Source organism: Roseibium sp. MMSF_3412 (genome assembly GCF_030733265.1).
GTDB lineage: Bacteria > Pseudomonadota > Alphaproteobacteria > Rhizobiales > Stappiaceae > Roseibium.
The window spans coordinates 74,742-89,813 of sequence record NZ_JASHJI010000022.1 but is presented as its reverse complement, the minus strand read 5'-3'; the positions used below and the strand labels follow the sequence as shown (position 1 = coordinate 89,813).

Annotated in this window: 14 protein-coding genes; 4 read left to right on the top strand and 10 right to left on the bottom strand. The window is 59.9% G+C overall.

Going from position 1 to position 15,072, the window contains the following annotated elements:
- Position 1: 1 nt before the first annotated feature.
- From RBB49_RS26280 to RBB49_RS26235, 10 genes are all read right to left on the bottom strand, one after another.
- The gene (locus RBB49_RS26280; RefSeq protein WP_306145923.1) at positions 2-706 is read right to left on the bottom strand and encodes a TRAP transporter small permease; all 705 of its coding nucleotides are present in this window, start codon (positions 704-706) and stop codon (positions 2-4) included.
- 103 nt (positions 707-809) lie between these two features.
- Positions 810-1,817: a DctP family TRAP transporter solute-binding subunit gene (locus tag RBB49_RS26275; protein WP_306145921.1), complete on the bottom strand. Its 1,008-nt coding sequence runs from the start codon at positions 1,815-1,817 to the stop codon at positions 810-812.
- Positions 1,818-2,062: 245 nt separating this feature from the next.
- Positions 2,063-2,974, bottom strand: coding sequence for an RNA polymerase sigma factor SigJ (sigJ, locus tag RBB49_RS26270; RefSeq protein WP_306145920.1), 912 nt, complete (start codon positions 2,972-2,974; stop codon positions 2,063-2,065).
- Positions 2,975-2,991: 17 nt separating this feature from the next.
- Positions 2,992-3,423, bottom strand: coding sequence for a carboxymuconolactone decarboxylase family protein (locus tag RBB49_RS26265; RefSeq protein ID WP_306145919.1), 432 nt, complete (start codon positions 3,421-3,423; stop codon positions 2,992-2,994).
- Between the two features lie 583 nt (positions 3,424-4,006).
- Complete coding sequence (locus RBB49_RS26260; protein WP_306145918.1) at positions 4,007-5,341, bottom strand: sigma-54 dependent transcriptional regulator; 1,335 nt, start codon at positions 5,339-5,341, stop codon at positions 4,007-4,009.
- Positions 5,342-5,344: 3 nt separating this feature from the next.
- Entirely contained in the window at positions 5,345-7,147 is a 1,803-nt protein-coding gene (locus tag RBB49_RS26255; protein WP_306145916.1) for an ATP-binding protein, read from the bottom strand.
- 48 nt (positions 7,148-7,195) lie between these two features.
- Positions 7,196-8,281 (bottom strand): molybdenum ABC transporter ATP-binding protein, encoded by a 1,086-nt coding sequence (gene modC / locus RBB49_RS26250; RefSeq protein WP_306145914.1) that lies wholly within the window; start codon positions 8,279-8,281, stop codon positions 7,196-7,198.
- The gene (gene modB / locus RBB49_RS26245) at positions 8,274-8,981 is read right to left on the bottom strand and encodes a molybdate ABC transporter permease subunit (protein WP_306145913.1); all 708 of its coding nucleotides are present in this window, start codon (positions 8,979-8,981) and stop codon (positions 8,274-8,276) included. Before modB ends, modC begins: the two co-directional genes overlap by 8 nt.
- Before the next feature lie 55 nt (positions 8,982-9,036).
- Entirely contained in the window at positions 9,037-9,798 is a 762-nt protein-coding gene (modA, locus tag RBB49_RS26240; protein WP_306145912.1) for a molybdate ABC transporter substrate-binding protein, read from the bottom strand.
- A 135-nt stretch (positions 9,799-9,933) separates the two neighbouring features.
- Positions 9,934-11,547 (bottom strand): GMC family oxidoreductase, encoded by a 1,614-nt coding sequence (locus RBB49_RS26235; protein ID WP_306145942.1) that lies wholly within the window; start codon positions 11,545-11,547, stop codon positions 9,934-9,936.
- A gap of 329 nt (positions 11,548-11,876) precedes the next feature.
- Between RBB49_RS26235 and RBB49_RS26230 the strand changes: the two genes are divergently transcribed.
- The 4 genes from RBB49_RS26230 (at position 11,877) to RBB49_RS26215 (ending at position 15,068) form a co-directional block, all read left to right on the top strand.
- A complete protein-coding gene (locus RBB49_RS26230; RefSeq protein WP_306145911.1) occupies positions 11,877-12,284 on the top strand; it encodes a GNAT family N-acetyltransferase in 408 nt (135 codons plus the stop codon).
- A 67-nt stretch (positions 12,285-12,351) separates the two neighbouring features.
- Positions 12,352-13,521: a hypothetical protein gene (locus tag RBB49_RS26225; RefSeq protein WP_306145909.1), complete on the top strand. Its 1,170-nt coding sequence runs from the start codon at positions 12,352-12,354 to the stop codon at positions 13,519-13,521.
- A 73-nt stretch (positions 13,522-13,594) separates the two neighbouring features.
- Entirely contained in the window at positions 13,595-14,059 is a 465-nt protein-coding gene (locus RBB49_RS26220; protein ID WP_306145908.1) for a DUF1203 domain-containing protein, read from the top strand.
- Between the two features lie 175 nt (positions 14,060-14,234).
- Positions 14,235-15,068 (top strand): oxaloacetate decarboxylase, encoded by an 834-nt coding sequence (locus tag RBB49_RS26215; RefSeq protein ID WP_306145907.1) that lies wholly within the window; start codon positions 14,235-14,237, stop codon positions 15,066-15,068.
- Positions 15,069-15,072: the final 4 nt, after the last annotated feature.

Here is a 15,072-nt window from a genome sequence, read left to right as displayed (position 1 = left end):
CCTAGTCCTTCAACACGTCTTTGTTTTCGGCCACCAGCTCTTCCGCTTCGTGCGCGGCGATGATGGCGTCCTTTTTTCCAAGAAGGATCAGGATGAATGCCTGAACGGACCGATAGGCCAGCAGTGCCAGTCCGATCGGCAGGATGATGTAGGGTATCCAGCGTGGAACGCGCTCGCGCACCTCGAACCACTCGATGATAAAGACCGGCCATTTCAGGTCTTCCATACCGATCGGCAACTTGTAGAACCTGGCCACATAGGCATAGGCGCCGCCGCTGGAGCCCTTGTTTTCAAGGGAGAGAAGCGCGCCGAGCCAGGCCGCCTCGAACAGAAGAGCCGCATAGAGGATTGTCAGCGCGGCCCCCAGAAGGGCCGCAACGCGGAACAGGCGCTTGGGCAGAAGATTGATGATTGCATCGACACCGAGGTGAGCGCCGATCTTGATGCCGTAGCTCATGCCGAACAGGATCAGCCAGGCGAACAGGACGCGCGTGAATTCGAGTGCGCCGCCCCAACCGGAGTTGAAGCCATAGCGCGCGACCACCTGGGAAAACGTCACCAGGGTCATCAGCGCCAGAATGATTGCGATAAAGGTCTCGTCCAGCGACTCGATGAGTTTCGGTCTTACGTAGTCAAGCACGACATAGAGGCAGAAAAACCCGACAATCAGCACGACCGGCCAGTATGTGGCCAACCAGGAGCCCATATTACCCTCCCCCGTTGAGAGTATTCAGAATTTTTAAGAGGTTAGGTGATCGACGAGGAAGGCCCGGAGGCCTTCCTCGAAACATCACTCAAATCAAGGCAGCTCAGCTTGCCTGATTGGACGACACCGCAGCATCGATGACGTCCTGGCCGATATCGTCCCGGAACTTGTCCCAGACCGGCTTCATGGTCTCAACCCACTGATCGCGCTCTTCAGCGGTCAGCTGACGGACTTCGCCGCCATTTTCCATGATCTTTTTCTTGTTGTCTTCGTTGATCTGCGCAGCCCGCGCATTGTACTCGTCGGCGACTTCATTGAAGATCGTCAGGAACTGGTCCTTGACGTCGGCATCCAGGCTGTCGAGCCACTCCTGGGAGGTCACGGCCAGGTAGGTCAGCAGCTGGTGGTTGGTTTCGGTGGTGCCGTCCTGAACCTCAAAGAATTTCTGGGTGTAGATGTTGGACCAGGTGTTTTCCTGTCCATCGACAACACCGGTCTGAAGTGCACCGTAGACTTCCTTGAACGCAAGCTTCTGGGCGTTGGCACCAAGCGCCTCGATCATTGCAACGGCAACGTCCGAGGTCTGGACGCGGAACTTCAGGCCCTTGGCATCGGTCGGCAGCATCAGCGGCTTGTCGGCGGAAAACTGCTTCAGGCCGTTGAAGACATAGCCGAGACCGACAAAGCCGTAGTCGGACATTGCACCGAGCAGCTCCTGGCCCTTCTCACCCTTGGTGAAGGTGGTCACGGCGTCCATGTTGGTGAACAGGAACGGCAGATCGAAGACGCGGTATTTCAGCGTGTAGGACTCGAACTTCGACAGGGAAGGGGCAGCCAGCTGGACGTCGCCCAGCAGCAGGGCTTCCATCACCTTGTTGTCGTCAAACAGCTGTGAAGACGGGAAAACCTGCATGCAGGCCTTGCCATCCATTTCCTTGTTGATGCGATCGGCAAGAGCGCTTGCCATCTCACCCTTCGGGTGGCCCTGGGCCGCAACAACGTGACTGAACTTGATGACGACTTCGCCGTCGGAGCAATCATCGGCGGCGAAGGCCGAAGACGTCATGGCAAAGGAAGCTGCCGTTGCAGCGGCAATTACAAACTTTTTCATCGGATGTCCTCCCAGACATTTCAATATGACGGCCAATGCGGCCGGACAGCCCGGAGGCTGGTCGCAAAACTGATCGCAAATCGTGTGCCAGTTGGGAGCGGCCCGCCAAAAAGCGCTGATTTCCGCAGGTTAGCAAACTCGCTCGAGGGAGACAGTCCGGGGAATTTCTTACGGGATGTGCAGGTTCCGACACATGCAAACCGCCGATGTGTCGAAACCGACACATCGGCGAACCCCATCGCTCCCTATTGCCAGAGCGCTCCATTGCTCGGGTCGTGTCTTGTCGGCATCGCCAGACGTTCCAGCTTGTCCGGATTGCGAACGATATAGATCTGATCGACCTTGCCCTCGTCCGTGAAGCCCAGCGTCATGGCGGTGACGACCTTGCCGTCGTCCAACTGCGCCAAACCGCGCATCCCGTTGATCTGCAGCTCGACAATCTGCTCGCGGTCCCACAAGCGGCTGATGGCCCTGGTGATGAAATTGACCACTTCCTGTCCTTCAATGACACGGCTGATCGCGGCTGCCTTGCCGCCGCTGTCTGTGCGCAGCTGAACAGACTCAGCCAGAACATCGGCAAGCTCATCGGGAGACCCTGTCTCGATCGCGGACAGAAAGGCCCTCAGGAAGATGTCCTGTTGTTCCGGCGTCGGCGTCGCACGTGCTGACTGGGACCGCACGAACCGGCCAGCGCGCGAGACCAGCTGTCGGCAGGACGCCTCGCGAAGACCGAGAATTTCCGACACTTCGCCATAGGACTTGCCGAACACTTCCCGCAAAAGATAGGCCGCCCTTTCTTTCGGCGTCAGCCGTTCGAGCAGGAGCAGAAAGGCCGTCGTGAGCGACTGGGCGCGCTCCATGTCGGTTTCCGGATCTGCTCCGGCTTCGATCTGAAGCGGCTCCGGGATCCACGGGCCGACATAGTCGACCCGTTTCCGGTGAGCGGCTTTCAGGTAGTCCAGGCACCTGTTGGTGCAGACCGTGGTGAGATAGGCCTCCGGGTTGGCAATCCGCGCCCGGTCCGCATCCTGCCACTTGACGAAGGTATCCTGAACGGCGTCTTCCGCATCCGCCATCGATCCGAGCATGCGGTAGGCAAGCCCGATCAGGCGGCCCCTCATGGTCTCGAAGGTCATGCTGTCTGAAGTTTCTGCCATACCGCGCTCGCGTTTCTTCAGTGATTGGACACCTGGACCCGGTTCCAGAGATTGATCATTGCCACCGCGGAGGTCAGCGCACTGATCTCGCCTTCGCTGTAATGCACGCGCAGGTCAGCGCGCAATGCGCCATAGTCCGTATCGACGCCGAGACCGGTCAGCGCTTCGGTCCAGGCGAAGGCCGCCTTTTCTGCTGCGGTGAAGTCGTCAACATGCCGCCAGACCGTGATGCGCTCAAGGCGCTGGTGGCTCTCGCCGTCCTTGAGCGCCTCCCCGGTGTGCATTTTCACACAATAGGCGCACTGGTTGATCTGCGACGCGCGCAGCTCCACGAGATGGCGCAGTCCGGGCGCGAGCTCGGTCTTGCCGATTTCAATGCTGGCCGCCTCAAAGCGTTGCAGCACGCCGGGAACATGGTCGAGATAGTTGATTGCGTTTTCAGTCGTCATGGGTGTCTTCCATTTGAAGTTTGAGAGGGTGACATCCCTTCGACGAACCGACAGCCGGGTTTGTGACATTCGGCGCAACTTTTTTGCGCATCGTCAATTGCTCTTCGCAGACGTGAACCCCAAACGCCCTAACAGGTTTCGCGCTGTAACGGCATGGATGCCATGATCAAGTCCATTGCTGTCCGGTTAAACCCGGAATTGATTTATTGCGGCGATCCCTGTTCGATAAACTTGTCATCCCTGCTGAAGCGCAGCGGAATGCAGGGAACCAGTACCCTCTTGTTTCTCCATCTTCATCTAACCTCCAGCGACACGGCGTACTGGATCCCGGTCTTGCCGCATATGCGTCAAACCGGGACGACAAATCCGGGAAACAAGTCTGTATCCCGACTTGGTGTCGATCGGAATTATGAAGCTTTCTCAACGGCATAAGTTCGGCCGCAACTTCTAAACCGGACAGCAGTGGATCAAGTCATGGCAGGACGGGGACGGCGGTGTCCGCGCACAATGGTACCTCTATTGCGGTCATTGCAGGGCTTGACCCTGCAATCCATGCCGTGACAACCGCAACCACGCCAAACGCTTAAACAAGCTCGCTTTCGTCCTTGCCGAGCACATATTTTCGCATTTTCTCGTAGAGCGCCTTCCGGGACAGCCCGAGATTTTCATAAGTGGGCTTGATGGCACCGCCATTGCGTTTCAGTTCGGCGGCGATCAGCGCCTTTTCAAAACCGGCGACCTGCTCGAAAAGGCTTGCGCCTGTCGCCGGTGCCGGTTCGGCCTGCTGCTCAAGTCCAAGGACGAAGCGGTCGGCAACATTGCGCAGTTCCCGGACATTGCCCGGCCAGTCGCGTGCCATCAGTCCGGCCAGATAGGCTTCGGTGATGTCCGGTATCTCGCGCCGGTAGCGTGCCCGTGCCTCGATGGCCAGGTGCCTGAAAAGAAGAGGGATATCTTCCAGCCGGTCCCGCAATGGCGGTATCGCGACGTGAACCACGTTGAGGCGGTAGAACAGGTCGAGCCTGAAGCGGCCCGCCTTTCCGGCCTCCTCCAGATCCTCCTTGGTCGCGGCAATGAAGCGGACATCCAGGTCGATCGCCTTGTTGGAACCGAGCCGCTCGATCGTCCTTGTTTCAATTACCCTGAGAAGCTTGACCTGCAGTTCAAGCGGCATGGATTCGATCTCATCCAGAAAGACCGTGCCGCCATGGGCATGTTCCAGTTTGCCGATGCGTTGCCCGCTTGCGCCGGTAAAGGCACCCTTCTCGTGACCGAAGAGTTCCGATTCGATGATCTCGGCCGGCAGTGCCCCGCAATTGAGTGCAACGAAGGGCTTCACTTTGCGCGGGCCCTCGTCGTGCAGGGCGCGGGCAACAACTTCCTTGCCCGATCCCGTCTCGCCGAGGATCAGAACATCCGCATCCGTTGCGGCCAGTGCGGTCACGTTCTTGCGCAAGAGGTCCATCACCGATGTCCGGCCGACAAGCCGGCTTTCAAGACCCGTCCTGTCGGCAAGCTCCTCACGCAGCTTGCGGTTCTCCAGGACAAGCCGGCGCTTGTCGAGAGCGCGCTCGACAACGGACGCGAGGTGGGACACGGAAAAGGGTTTTTCCAGAAAGTCATAGGCTCCCGCACGCATCGCCTCGACCGCCAGCGGCACATCGCCATGTCCGGTGATCAGGACCACGGGAAGGGCCGGGTCGATCTCGAACGCCGTTTTCATGACCTGAAAACCGTCGGTACCCGGCATGCGGATATCGGTGACAAGTACGCCGTAGAAGCCACGATTGACACGCTCCAGCGCCTGTTCGGGCGTTCCGGTCGCAAAGACGTCCTGACCGGTCAGTTCAAGGCCCTGGCTCAGGGACCCCCTGAGTGCCTCTTCGTCGTCGATCAACAGAACCGTTGCCTGATCCATGTTCTATTCCGCCGCCAGCACCTGTTTGTCCGCGATCGGCAAGCGCATCGTAAAGACCGCTCCGCCGCCTTCCCGGTTTTCCGCCCTCAGCGTTCCGGAAAAATCATGGACGATCTTGTAGGCGATCGACAGGCCCAATCCAAGACCGGCACCGACATCCTTGGTGGTGAAGAAGGGATCGAAGATCTGGGGCAGCGTTTCCGCGTCGATCCCCGTGCCGTTGTCGGCGACCTGCAGCACCGCCTCCCGATCCTCGCGAACCAGCGACAGGCTGACCAGCGGTGCCGGGCGGGACTGCACCGCGTCGAAGGCATTGGCCAGCAGGTTGATGATGACCTGCTCAAGCCGGATACGCCCGCCTTTGACGATAATGTCCTGGTCGGGAAGGTTCAGGTCGAGCACAAATCCGCTCTGCTTGATTTGCGGTTGAAGCAGAAGAAGGGCCTCGTCGATGGCCTGACGAAGCGAGACCGGTTTGATATCCGTTCCCGACTTGCGGCTGAAGCCCTTGAGCGTCTTGGCGATTTCACCCATGCGCGTAACCATGCCGCCGATGCGCGCCAGATTTGATTTTGCCTCGTTGGCCCGGTCGCGATCAATCAGCATTTCCGCGATTTCCGCGTCGGACCTGATGGCAGCCAGAGGCTGGTTGTACTCGTGGCTGAGAGCAGCCGACATCCGCCCGAGCGTTGCGAGTTTGGCCGCCTGAACAAGTTCGGCCTGCGTCTGGCGCAAGTTATCCTCCGCCTGTTCGCGTTCCCTGACCTCCCGCTCCAGGTGGGTGTTGGCCCGGCGCAGTTCAGCGGTCCGGCTCTGGACGCGGCGTTCCAGGCGGAGCGCCGACGCCCTGTTGCGCCGCTCCTCGCGCACGAATTCTTCGCGCCGCGCGATCAGCAACCAGATGCCGCCCGCCGCGATGACACAGACCAGAAGGGCGACGAGCATTGCCCATCCGGACTGACGGCGTGCATCCTCGATGTCGACAAGCGTCCGCACTTCCCATTCCAGTACCGGCAGGTTCGACGTCAGCTGCATGTGTGAATTGCTCGCCCCGGCGGCAGGCAGAAGCAATTGCATCCGGCCCGCCAGCGACAGATCGGCGACATTCCAGCTCGGGTCGAGTTCGTCTCTTGTCTTGCCTCTCAACGCGGGCACGTTGGAAACAACCACGCGATTGCGGCCGTCGAGCGCAAGGATCGGGTCCTTGCTCAAAGCCCAGGCTTGCTCAACGTCATCGAGGCTGACGCGCACGGCAAGCACGCCGAGGAATGTGTCGCCGCGCCTCAGCGGAGATGCAAAAACGTAGTTGGAAGGGGCATCAGGTGTGCCCGGGATCAATTCGCGGCCAAGCTGACCCTGGCTCGCCTGCGCAAAGGCATGCGGTATCGTCCTGGCCCCTCCGATGGCATTGGCCGGCACGCTTTCCTGGCTGGAGACGATCACGGTGCCGGATGCGTCCATGAGCCAGATTTCCTCCGCCCCGGACATGCCGGCTGCGACCGCCGCAATACCCGGTTCCGCGTTGACCCTTTCGGCGCCGATGAGCCCGGCAATGTCCGGTCCGCGTGCCAAGAGGGGCGACAGCAGCCGGAACTTGTCCAGAAGGCGTTCCAGAACCGCGGTCTGCACGGCGAGGTTCGCCTCCGCGCGGGTCTCAGTTTCCGCAAGTGTGATACGCAGGCTGGCCAGACCTGTCAGCCACACGATCAGAAGTGTGGCCAAGACCAGACCGGCACCAATGCCGAATTTCAACTTGCGCCAAGCCAGGCGCTTTGGTCTGCGCATCATCGGATCAGTATACTGCACGAAATTCCGCCGTGAAATTGACCAAAATCGTCGGGGTTGGAAAATTTGCTACACCAGACTTCTCTGCCGCCTGTCGATGGCCACGCTCTTGATCAGCACGGTGACGTTCTTGCCGGCTGCAAGATCAAGATCGGCGACGGAGGCCCGCGTGATGCGCGCCCGGATGGTCTGATCGTTGAGCACGCACAGGATTTCCGCATACGGGCCGGTTTCCTCCGAGATACTGGTAATGGAGGCTTCGAACGCATTGCGGATCGAAAGACCCTTAGGCGGTTCCAGCGCGAGGGCAACATCGCGCGCCCTGATCCGGAGCCTCACCGTGTCACCCGTTTCGGCCGGCAGATCGGGGATCTGCAGAACGGCACCGCCGATATCGACGAGGGTCAGCCCCCAGGCCGCATCCATTCCCGTAACCTTGCCGTGGATGAGGGCGCCGGCCTCGTGGCGCCCGGTTGCCCGGCCAAGGTCGGTTCTGGTCAGCATCTCGGCCACCGGACCGTAGGCGGGCGTACGGCCGTCTGACAGAATGACAAGCGTATCGGACAGCCGGGCCACTTCCTCGATCGAATGGCTGACATAGAGGATGGGTATTCCGGCTTCGCCGCACAAACGGTCGAGATAGGGCAGGATATCGTTGCGACGCGCCTGGTCGAGACTGGCAAGCGGCTCATCCATGATCAAAAGACGCGGATCGGACAGAAGCGCCCGCCCTATGGCAACCCGCTGCTTCTCACCTCCCGACAGTCTGCCCGGCTTTCGCTCCAAAAGAGTGGACAGTCCAAGGAGATCGACGACTTCATCCAGATCCCGATCTCCCTTGCGCCGTCCCGCCCAGCGCGCATAGGTGAGATTGGACCTGACGCTCAGATGGGGAAAGAGGCGCGCATCCTGAAAAACGTGGCCGATCCTCCGCTCCTGGACCGGCAGGTTGACGCCCTGCGCCGCGTCGAACAGCACGGTTCCGTCCAGGCTTATCCGCCCCGTTTGCGGCACCAGAAGACCGGCGATCATGTTGGTCAGCGTCGTCTTGCCCGAGCCCGATTGTCCGAACAGCGATGTAACGCCGCCCTCGCTTGCAAACCTGGCCTGAAACTCGAGGCTGCCGACAGTGCCGGCAATATCGACGTCAAGCATCGGCACCTCCAAGGCGCGAACGCAGGTGGCGCGCCAGCAATTCGGAAGCGATCAGGGCCGCGAAAGCAACGAAGGCGGCAATCAGCGTCAGTCTGAAAGCGGCCAGATCACCGCTGGGGGTCTGGGTCGCGGTGTAAAGGGCAAGTGCCAGCGTGCGGGTTTCACCCGGGATATTGGAGACAAAGGTGATCGTGGCTCCGAATTCACCCATGGCCTTGGCAAAGCCCAGGATGGCTCCGCCCAGAATGCCGGGGAGGGCGAGCGGCAACGTCACGGTGAAAAACGCGACAATTCTGCGCGCGCCGAGGGATTTTGCCGCTTCTTCCAGCTTGGGATCGACCGCTTCGAAAGACAGGCGGATCGGGCGCACAATCAGCGGAAAGGCCATGACACCGGCGGCGAGCGCGGCACCGGTCCAGCTGAAGGCGAAGCTGATCCCGAACGTGTCAGACAAAAACGCGCCGACCGGGCCCTTGCGGCCGAACATCAAAAGCAGCACGTACCCTGTCACCACCGGCGGCAGAACCAGCGGCAGATGCACCAGCGCATTCACCAGCCCATGGCCGGGGAAACGGGTTCGTGCAAGAAGATAGGCCACCAGAACAGCCACGGGCAGGCTGACGGCGAGCGCGACAGCTGCGACTTTCAAAGTCAACAGAAGTGCCTGCCATTCGTCGGGTTGAAGGTCGAAAAGGTTCACGTGCGCCCGGTCTGCTGCTCATTTTGCCGCTCAAGACCATCCCCGTGGCGGCAAACTACTCCACCTTATCGGTCACAAACCCCAGAGATTGCAAGATTTCTTGTGCGTCCGGGCCGGTCAGGAATTCCAGAAAAGGGTCCGCAGCCGGGTTGCTGCTCACCTCGGTCACAGCCGCAAGATAGCGGATTTCAGGATGACTTGTGTCCGGAAATGTCGCCAGAATGGCCACATTCGGTTCGATTTGGGCATCCGTGCGATAGACAAGTCCGAGCGGAGTGTCGCCCCTGGCGACCGACGCCAGGGCAACCCGGACGTTTTCCATCGGTGCAAGCTGGCCGGAGACCGATTGCCACAGGCCAAGGTTTTCAAGCGCAGCCTTGCCGTAGCGGCCTGCCGGAACCGTGTCCGGATCCGCCATCGCCAGTCGCTGACCGTCCAGGAAACCGGCAATCTCCGCTGCGTTCAGGCCAAGCGCGGGAGACTCCTTCGGACCGGCCAGGACGAGCTTGTTGGACGCGATCTGACGCACGCTCGCAGGTTCGACGCCGCCATTTTCCGCTACGTAGTCCATCCAGTCGCTGTCTGCAGAAATGAAAAGATCAGCCGGCGCACCCGCTTCGACCTGCCGCGCCAGGGTCCCGGTCCCCGCAAAGGAAAAGACCACGCGCATGCCGGTCTCACTTTCGAATTCGGACGCGATCCGCTCCATCGCCTCGCGCATGCTGGCAGCGGCGAAGACCGTGAGTTCGGACGCGGCTGCAATTGGCGGAAGCAGCGCTGCCATGAAGGCTATGGCCAGACAAAAACGCTTGTACATTCGTGACCCAGGCTCGCAATCAGTCAACTGGCCAGTGCGGTGAATTTGAAGTTCGCATCATTGCTCCTGCAACCTCCGAAGCGAACTTCGGATTCAGGTGACTAGCTTATCGGCGGGCGGACTTCAACAACGCCATCAAGTTGCCGCACGGCGGTCTTCCCTGATCATGTCGGCTCCCTTTTCGGCGATCATGATCGTCGGCGCATTGGTGTTCCCCGACGTGATCGTCGGCATGACCGAGGCATCGATCACGCGGATATTGTCAAAGCCCCGCAGCTTGAGGCGGCCGTCGACCACGGACGCTTCGTCCGTTCCCATCCGGCAGGTGCTGACCGGGTGAAAAATGGTCGTGCCGATTTCACCGGCTGCCTTCACCAGATCGTCTTCGTCCGTCAGGTCCGGTCCCGGCAAGAATTCTTCCGGCTCGAACGGCTGCATGGCAGGTGCGGCCATGATCCGCCGTGTCAGCCGGATCGCATCCGCCGCAACGCGTTTGTCGGCTTCCGCAGAAAGATAGTTGGGCTGAATCTCCGGGTGATCGGCCTTGTTCGCAGACGTGATGTGGACATGGCCCCGGCTTTCCGGCCGCAGGTTGCATACGCTTGCCGTCACCGCTGGAAACGGATGCAGCGGTTCCCCGAATTTCGGCAGGGACAGCGGCTGCACATGGTACTGCACGTTGGGTGTTTCGAACGAGGGATCGGTCTTTGCAAAAGCGCCCAGCTGACTGGGTGCCATCGACATGGGGCCTGACCGCTTGAGCAGATATTCAAGTCCGATCTTCGCCTTGCCGACCCAGTTGCCTGCCATCTGGTTCAGCGTCAGGGTGTTCCTGACCTTGAAGATGGGCCGCAGCTGGAGGTGATCCTGCAGGTTCTCACCAACATTCCGGTTTTCCGCGCGCGGCTCGACACCGGCTTCTTTCAGGACTTCGGGTCTGCCTATTCCGGAGAGTTCAAGAAGTTGCGGTGACCCGATGGAGCCAGCCGCGAGAATGAGTTCTCCGTCCACGCGCAGGGTTGCCGGTTCGCCTGCAACGTCAAGCGTCAAGCCGCTCGCCTTGCCGTTTGCAAATTCGATGCGCTCCGCATGTGCCTCTGTCAGTATCTTGAGATTGGAACGGCTCTGCGCCGGGCGCAGGAAAGCCTTTGCTCCGTTCCAGCGCAGCCCGGATTTCTGGTTGACCTGAAAATAGGCCGAACCGAAATTGTCGCCGGTGTTGAAATCCGTGGTCTTGGGGATGCCGGTCTGTGCACAAGCCTCCCGGAACGCATCGAGCACCTCCCATGACATGCGCTGCTCTTCAACACGCAGGTTTCCGCCCTGGCCGTGCTTGTCATCGTCCAGGGCGTAGTGGTCTTCGGATTTCCTGAAATAGGGCAGCACATCCTCCCAGCCCCATCCGGTCAGGCCGAGCTGGCGCCAGTGGTCGTAGTCCCAGGCCTGGCCGCGCATGTAGATCATGCCGTTGATCGACGAACAGCCGCCAAGCACCTTGCCGCGCGGATAGAGCAGCGACCGGCCGTTCAGGCCCGTTTCTGGAGCGGTCTTGAAGCCCCAGTCAACGCGCGGATTGCCGATGCAGTAAAGGTAACCGACGGGAATATGGACCCAGATGTAGTTGTCACTCTTGCCCGCTTCCAGCAGCAACACCTTGACGTCAGGGTCTTCCGACAGGCGGTTGGCCAGAACACAGCCTGCGGTGCCTGCGCCGACAATCACGTAATCCCATGCCCCAAGGTCGTGCATCATTCCTCCAATATCCGTTTTCCGGATGGAGACACGAGCAGCGGTGCCCGGTCAAGCTTGTGCGGTGAATTTGAAATACGCCTCATTGTTTCAGCGACTTCCAAAGCGAATTTCAAATTCGTAAACCGCACCAGAAACATAGACTTGCTAGTCACCTTATTGAATCTGAAGTTCGTTCGGAGCGAGCTGTAAAACGAGACGAACTTCAGATTCAGGTGACTAGCCGCTGGATGAATAAGGTCCCACTGGCGAACAAATTCGCGACCGACTAGAGATGAAGACACCCTGAAAGGCAGCAGGACAAAGGATTGAAGGAACCTGGAACCGAAATGACAATCAGCGTGATCACGACGACCCCGGACCCGGAAACCTACCTGAGCCTGCGGGCGGCCGGCGGGCTCAGTCGCTACGATCGCGAGGCCGCCGGGATCGGCCTGAAAAACAGTCTTTATTCCGTCATGCTTTACGACGGTGAGACACCGGTCGGCATGGGACGGCTTGTCGGAGACGGCGGCCTGTTCGTTCAGGTAACCGACATCGTCGTGCATCCGGATTATCAGGGGCAGGGGCTCGGACAGAAAATCATGGCGGCGCTGGTCGAGCATATCGAGACGGAGTTGCCCCCATCGATCTATGTAAGCCTGATCGCGGATGTGCCGGCAAACCGGCTCTATGAAAAGTTCGGTTTCCGCGAAACCGCACCCTCCTCGCTCGGCATGGCCCGGCGCGGCCGCTGAGGCTGTTTACGTAATTCTTACGAGACCTTGCGACAAAGGAGACGGTACTGCACGCGAGGCTCGATTTATGTCCAACATTGCTCAACGCAGTCTGGAAGGCGTTTTCCTGGCCGTTTTCGGCATCGCAAGCCGCATCTATGCGCCCTTGCGAAGCTGGATCGGTGCGGCGGTACTGTGCCTGTTTATCCTGATGACGGCAGCAGTGGTGCAGGTGTTTCCGGTTTCGAACTGGGACATGCTGGCCTATACGGCCACCGCGATCGAGCCCGAAACCGCCGATGCGGCCGACCTGCATACAAAGACCTATGCTCTTGTGAAAGCGAATGTCAGCGAGGGTGAATATGTCACGCTGACGGAAGACCGGCCCTACCGCATCCATCAGGCGAAGGATGCGGACGCCTTCCAGACGATGCTCGGCTTCTACCGTCTCAAGGTGCTTTATGTCGAAACCGCGCGCCTGCTGTCGGGCGTTGCCGGCACCGTCGAGGCATTCCGGCTGATATCACTCCTGTCCGTTTTTGCCGTCGGCGCGGTCTTGCTGGTCTGGCTCGGCAGGACAGGGACACTCAGCTACGGGCCCGTCGCAGCTGCGTTTCTCATGCTGTGCAGCTTCGGCTATGCGGCACAGCTCGTTTCGCCGGATCTTTACGCCACCTTCTTCCTGTTGCTGGCTGCTTTCTTGTTTTTGGAAAAATGGGATGTGCCCGCCGCACTCGCGCTTGTCTGCGCTTTTCTGGTGAGACCGGATCACCTTGCCTTTGTCGGCGTGTTCTTCGTGTTCGCGGCTGTCTACGGGCCTGGACGTTGGGCAATGTCGGCCTGCTTTGCAGCGTGTCTCGGGATTTATGTCTGGCTGACGCGCGGTGCGGATCACCCCGGCTGGTGGGTGCATATGTGGTTCACGCATATCGAGTACGTGCCGACGCTGAAGGATTTCGATCCGCCCTTTTCCATCACGGCCTATGTCGAAATGCTCGTCCGGTCGACGGTCAGGGCAGTCATGGGCTTTACCTGGATTGCCGTCCTGTTCGGGCTGGTCGTCTTTTTTGCAAAGGGCATTTCTGCCGATCGTCTGAATCTCAGATCAAGGGTGCTGCTCTATGCGGCCTTCACCTCGATCTGTGCCAAGTACGTCGTTTTCCCGCATTATGAAACGCGCTTTCATCTGCCCTATCTCGTGATCATTGGCATGATCCTGCTTGTCGGCTGGCACCGGCAGCAGACGGCCGCGCAATAACGGCTCGCAAATCGGGTCGCCGCGCGCGCGTGCCGTCCATAAGGTCGCCTCAGATCCACTGAGGAGGCTTTCCATGTTTCAGATCAATCCCCTTCCCGAAAATGCGTTTTCCCATCTCTACGGGCTTAGTGATGAAGACCTCGCACGGCAGAACGTTCAGGTTCATGTTTCCGATGGCGGTGCGCCTTGCCGGGTGTCGCTGACTGACCTTGCCGAAGGTCAACGCGTTTTCCTTTTGAATTTCGAGCATCAACCGGGCAAGTCACCTTATCGGTCGCGCCATGCGATCTATGTCGGCGACGGCGCACTGGAGAACCATCCGGCACCTGATGCTGTGCCCGCATCCATTTCCAGCCGGCTGCTGTCGGTTCGCGCGTTCAACGCGGCGCATGAAATCATCGATGCCGATGTCATCGACGGACACGAGGTTGCCGGGCTGATATCCAATTTTTTCAGCAACCCGGACGTGGATTACCTGCACCTTCATTTCGCAAAGCGGGGTTGTTTCGCGGCGAAGGTGACCCGGGCAGACGGCTAGAGCTTTTTCTTTTCCTTTGAGGTTGGCCTCGTCCGTCAAACCGGTTCCTTCTTTTTGGGTAAACTGGTGCTGGCATCCAGGCACATGTTTTGGAAGCGTCCGGTCCCGAGACGGCATCTCGTGCTAAACTTGGGATGACAAATCCGATTTCAACAACCAAAGGGAGAATTGCGCCATGCAGACCGCCGCCGACCGTTGCGCCGCTTTCAAGGCCCTACACGAAAAAGGGCGGGCGTTCCTGATGCCCAATCCCTTTGACGTCGGGTCTGCCCGCATTCTCGATGGAATGCGGTTCGACGCGATGGCGACCTCAAGCGCGGGTTTCGCCTGGACCAAGGGCGTGCGCGATGCCGAAGGCCACATCACCCGCGACGATGCGCTCGCCCACGCCGCCGATATCGTCAGCGCCACCAGCCTGCCGGTGAACGGTGACCTTGAAAACGGGTTCGGGCACAGCCCCGAGGACGTTGCCGAGACGATCAGGGGCGCCATCGAAGCCGGACTGGCGGGTTGTTCGATCGAGGATTACACCACCGATCCGCAGGACCCGTACTATCCGCTAGATCAGGCCGTCGACCGGATCAAAGCCGCGGTCGATGCGAAAATGAGTGCCGCACCCGATTTCGTGCTGACCGCGCGCAGCGAAGGCCCGGTCAAGACCGCTTTTGAGCTTGATGAAACAATCAAGCGCCTCAACGCCTTTGCGGAGGCAGGCGCGGACTGCCTCTATGCGCCGCAATTGAAGGACAAGGACCAGATTACCACCGTGCTTGCGGCCGTCGACAGGCCGGTCAACATCCTTGCGGGGCGCAAGAACTTTCACCTGACCCGGAAGGAACTTGCGGATATGGGCGTCGCCCGGGTGTCGATCGGCGCAGGACTGGCGCGGATCGCCCTTGGCGCTTTTGTTGCCGCAGCCGAGGACATGAAAGACGGCGGCGCCTTCGGGTGTTTCGACCGGGCACAAGGCATGAGCGATTTTGAATCGTTCATGAAGGCCCGGCCCTGAACGG

Coding starts and splice junctions, on each gene's coding strand:
- RBB49_RS26235 (WP_306145942.1), bottom strand. CDS start 11,547: ATGCACGACCTTGGGGCATGGGATTACGTGATTGTCGGCGCAGGCACC.
- sigJ (WP_306145920.1), bottom strand. CDS start 2,974: ATGGCAGAAACTTCAGACAGCATGACCTTCGAGACCATGAGGGGCCGC.
- modA (WP_306145912.1), bottom strand. CDS start 9,798: ATGTACAAGCGTTTTTGTCTGGCCATAGCCTTCATGGCAGCGCTGCTT.
- RBB49_RS26225 (WP_306145909.1), top strand. CDS start 12,352: ATGTCCAACATTGCTCAACGCAGTCTGGAAGGCGTTTTCCTGGCCGTT.
- RBB49_RS26280 (WP_306145923.1), bottom strand. CDS start 706: ATGGGCTCCTGGTTGGCCACATACTGGCCGGTCGTGCTGATTGTCGGG.
- RBB49_RS26275 (WP_306145921.1), bottom strand. CDS start 1,817: ATGAAAAAGTTTGTAATTGCCGCTGCAACGGCAGCTTCCTTTGCCATG.
- RBB49_RS26260 (WP_306145918.1), bottom strand. CDS start 5,341: ATGGATCAGGCAACGGTTCTGTTGATCGACGACGAAGAGGCACTCAGG.
- modC (WP_306145914.1), bottom strand. CDS start 8,281: ATGCTTGACGTCGATATTGCCGGCACTGTCGGCAGCCTCGAGTTTCAG.
- RBB49_RS26230 (WP_306145911.1), top strand. CDS start 11,877: ATGACAATCAGCGTGATCACGACGACCCCGGACCCGGAAACCTACCTG.
- RBB49_RS26265 (WP_306145919.1), bottom strand. CDS start 3,423: ATGACGACTGAAAACGCAATCAACTATCTCGACCATGTTCCCGGCGTG.
- RBB49_RS26220 (WP_306145908.1), top strand. CDS start 13,595: ATGTTTCAGATCAATCCCCTTCCCGAAAATGCGTTTTCCCATCTCTAC.
- RBB49_RS26215 (WP_306145907.1), top strand. CDS start 14,235: ATGCAGACCGCCGCCGACCGTTGCGCCGCTTTCAAGGCCCTACACGAA.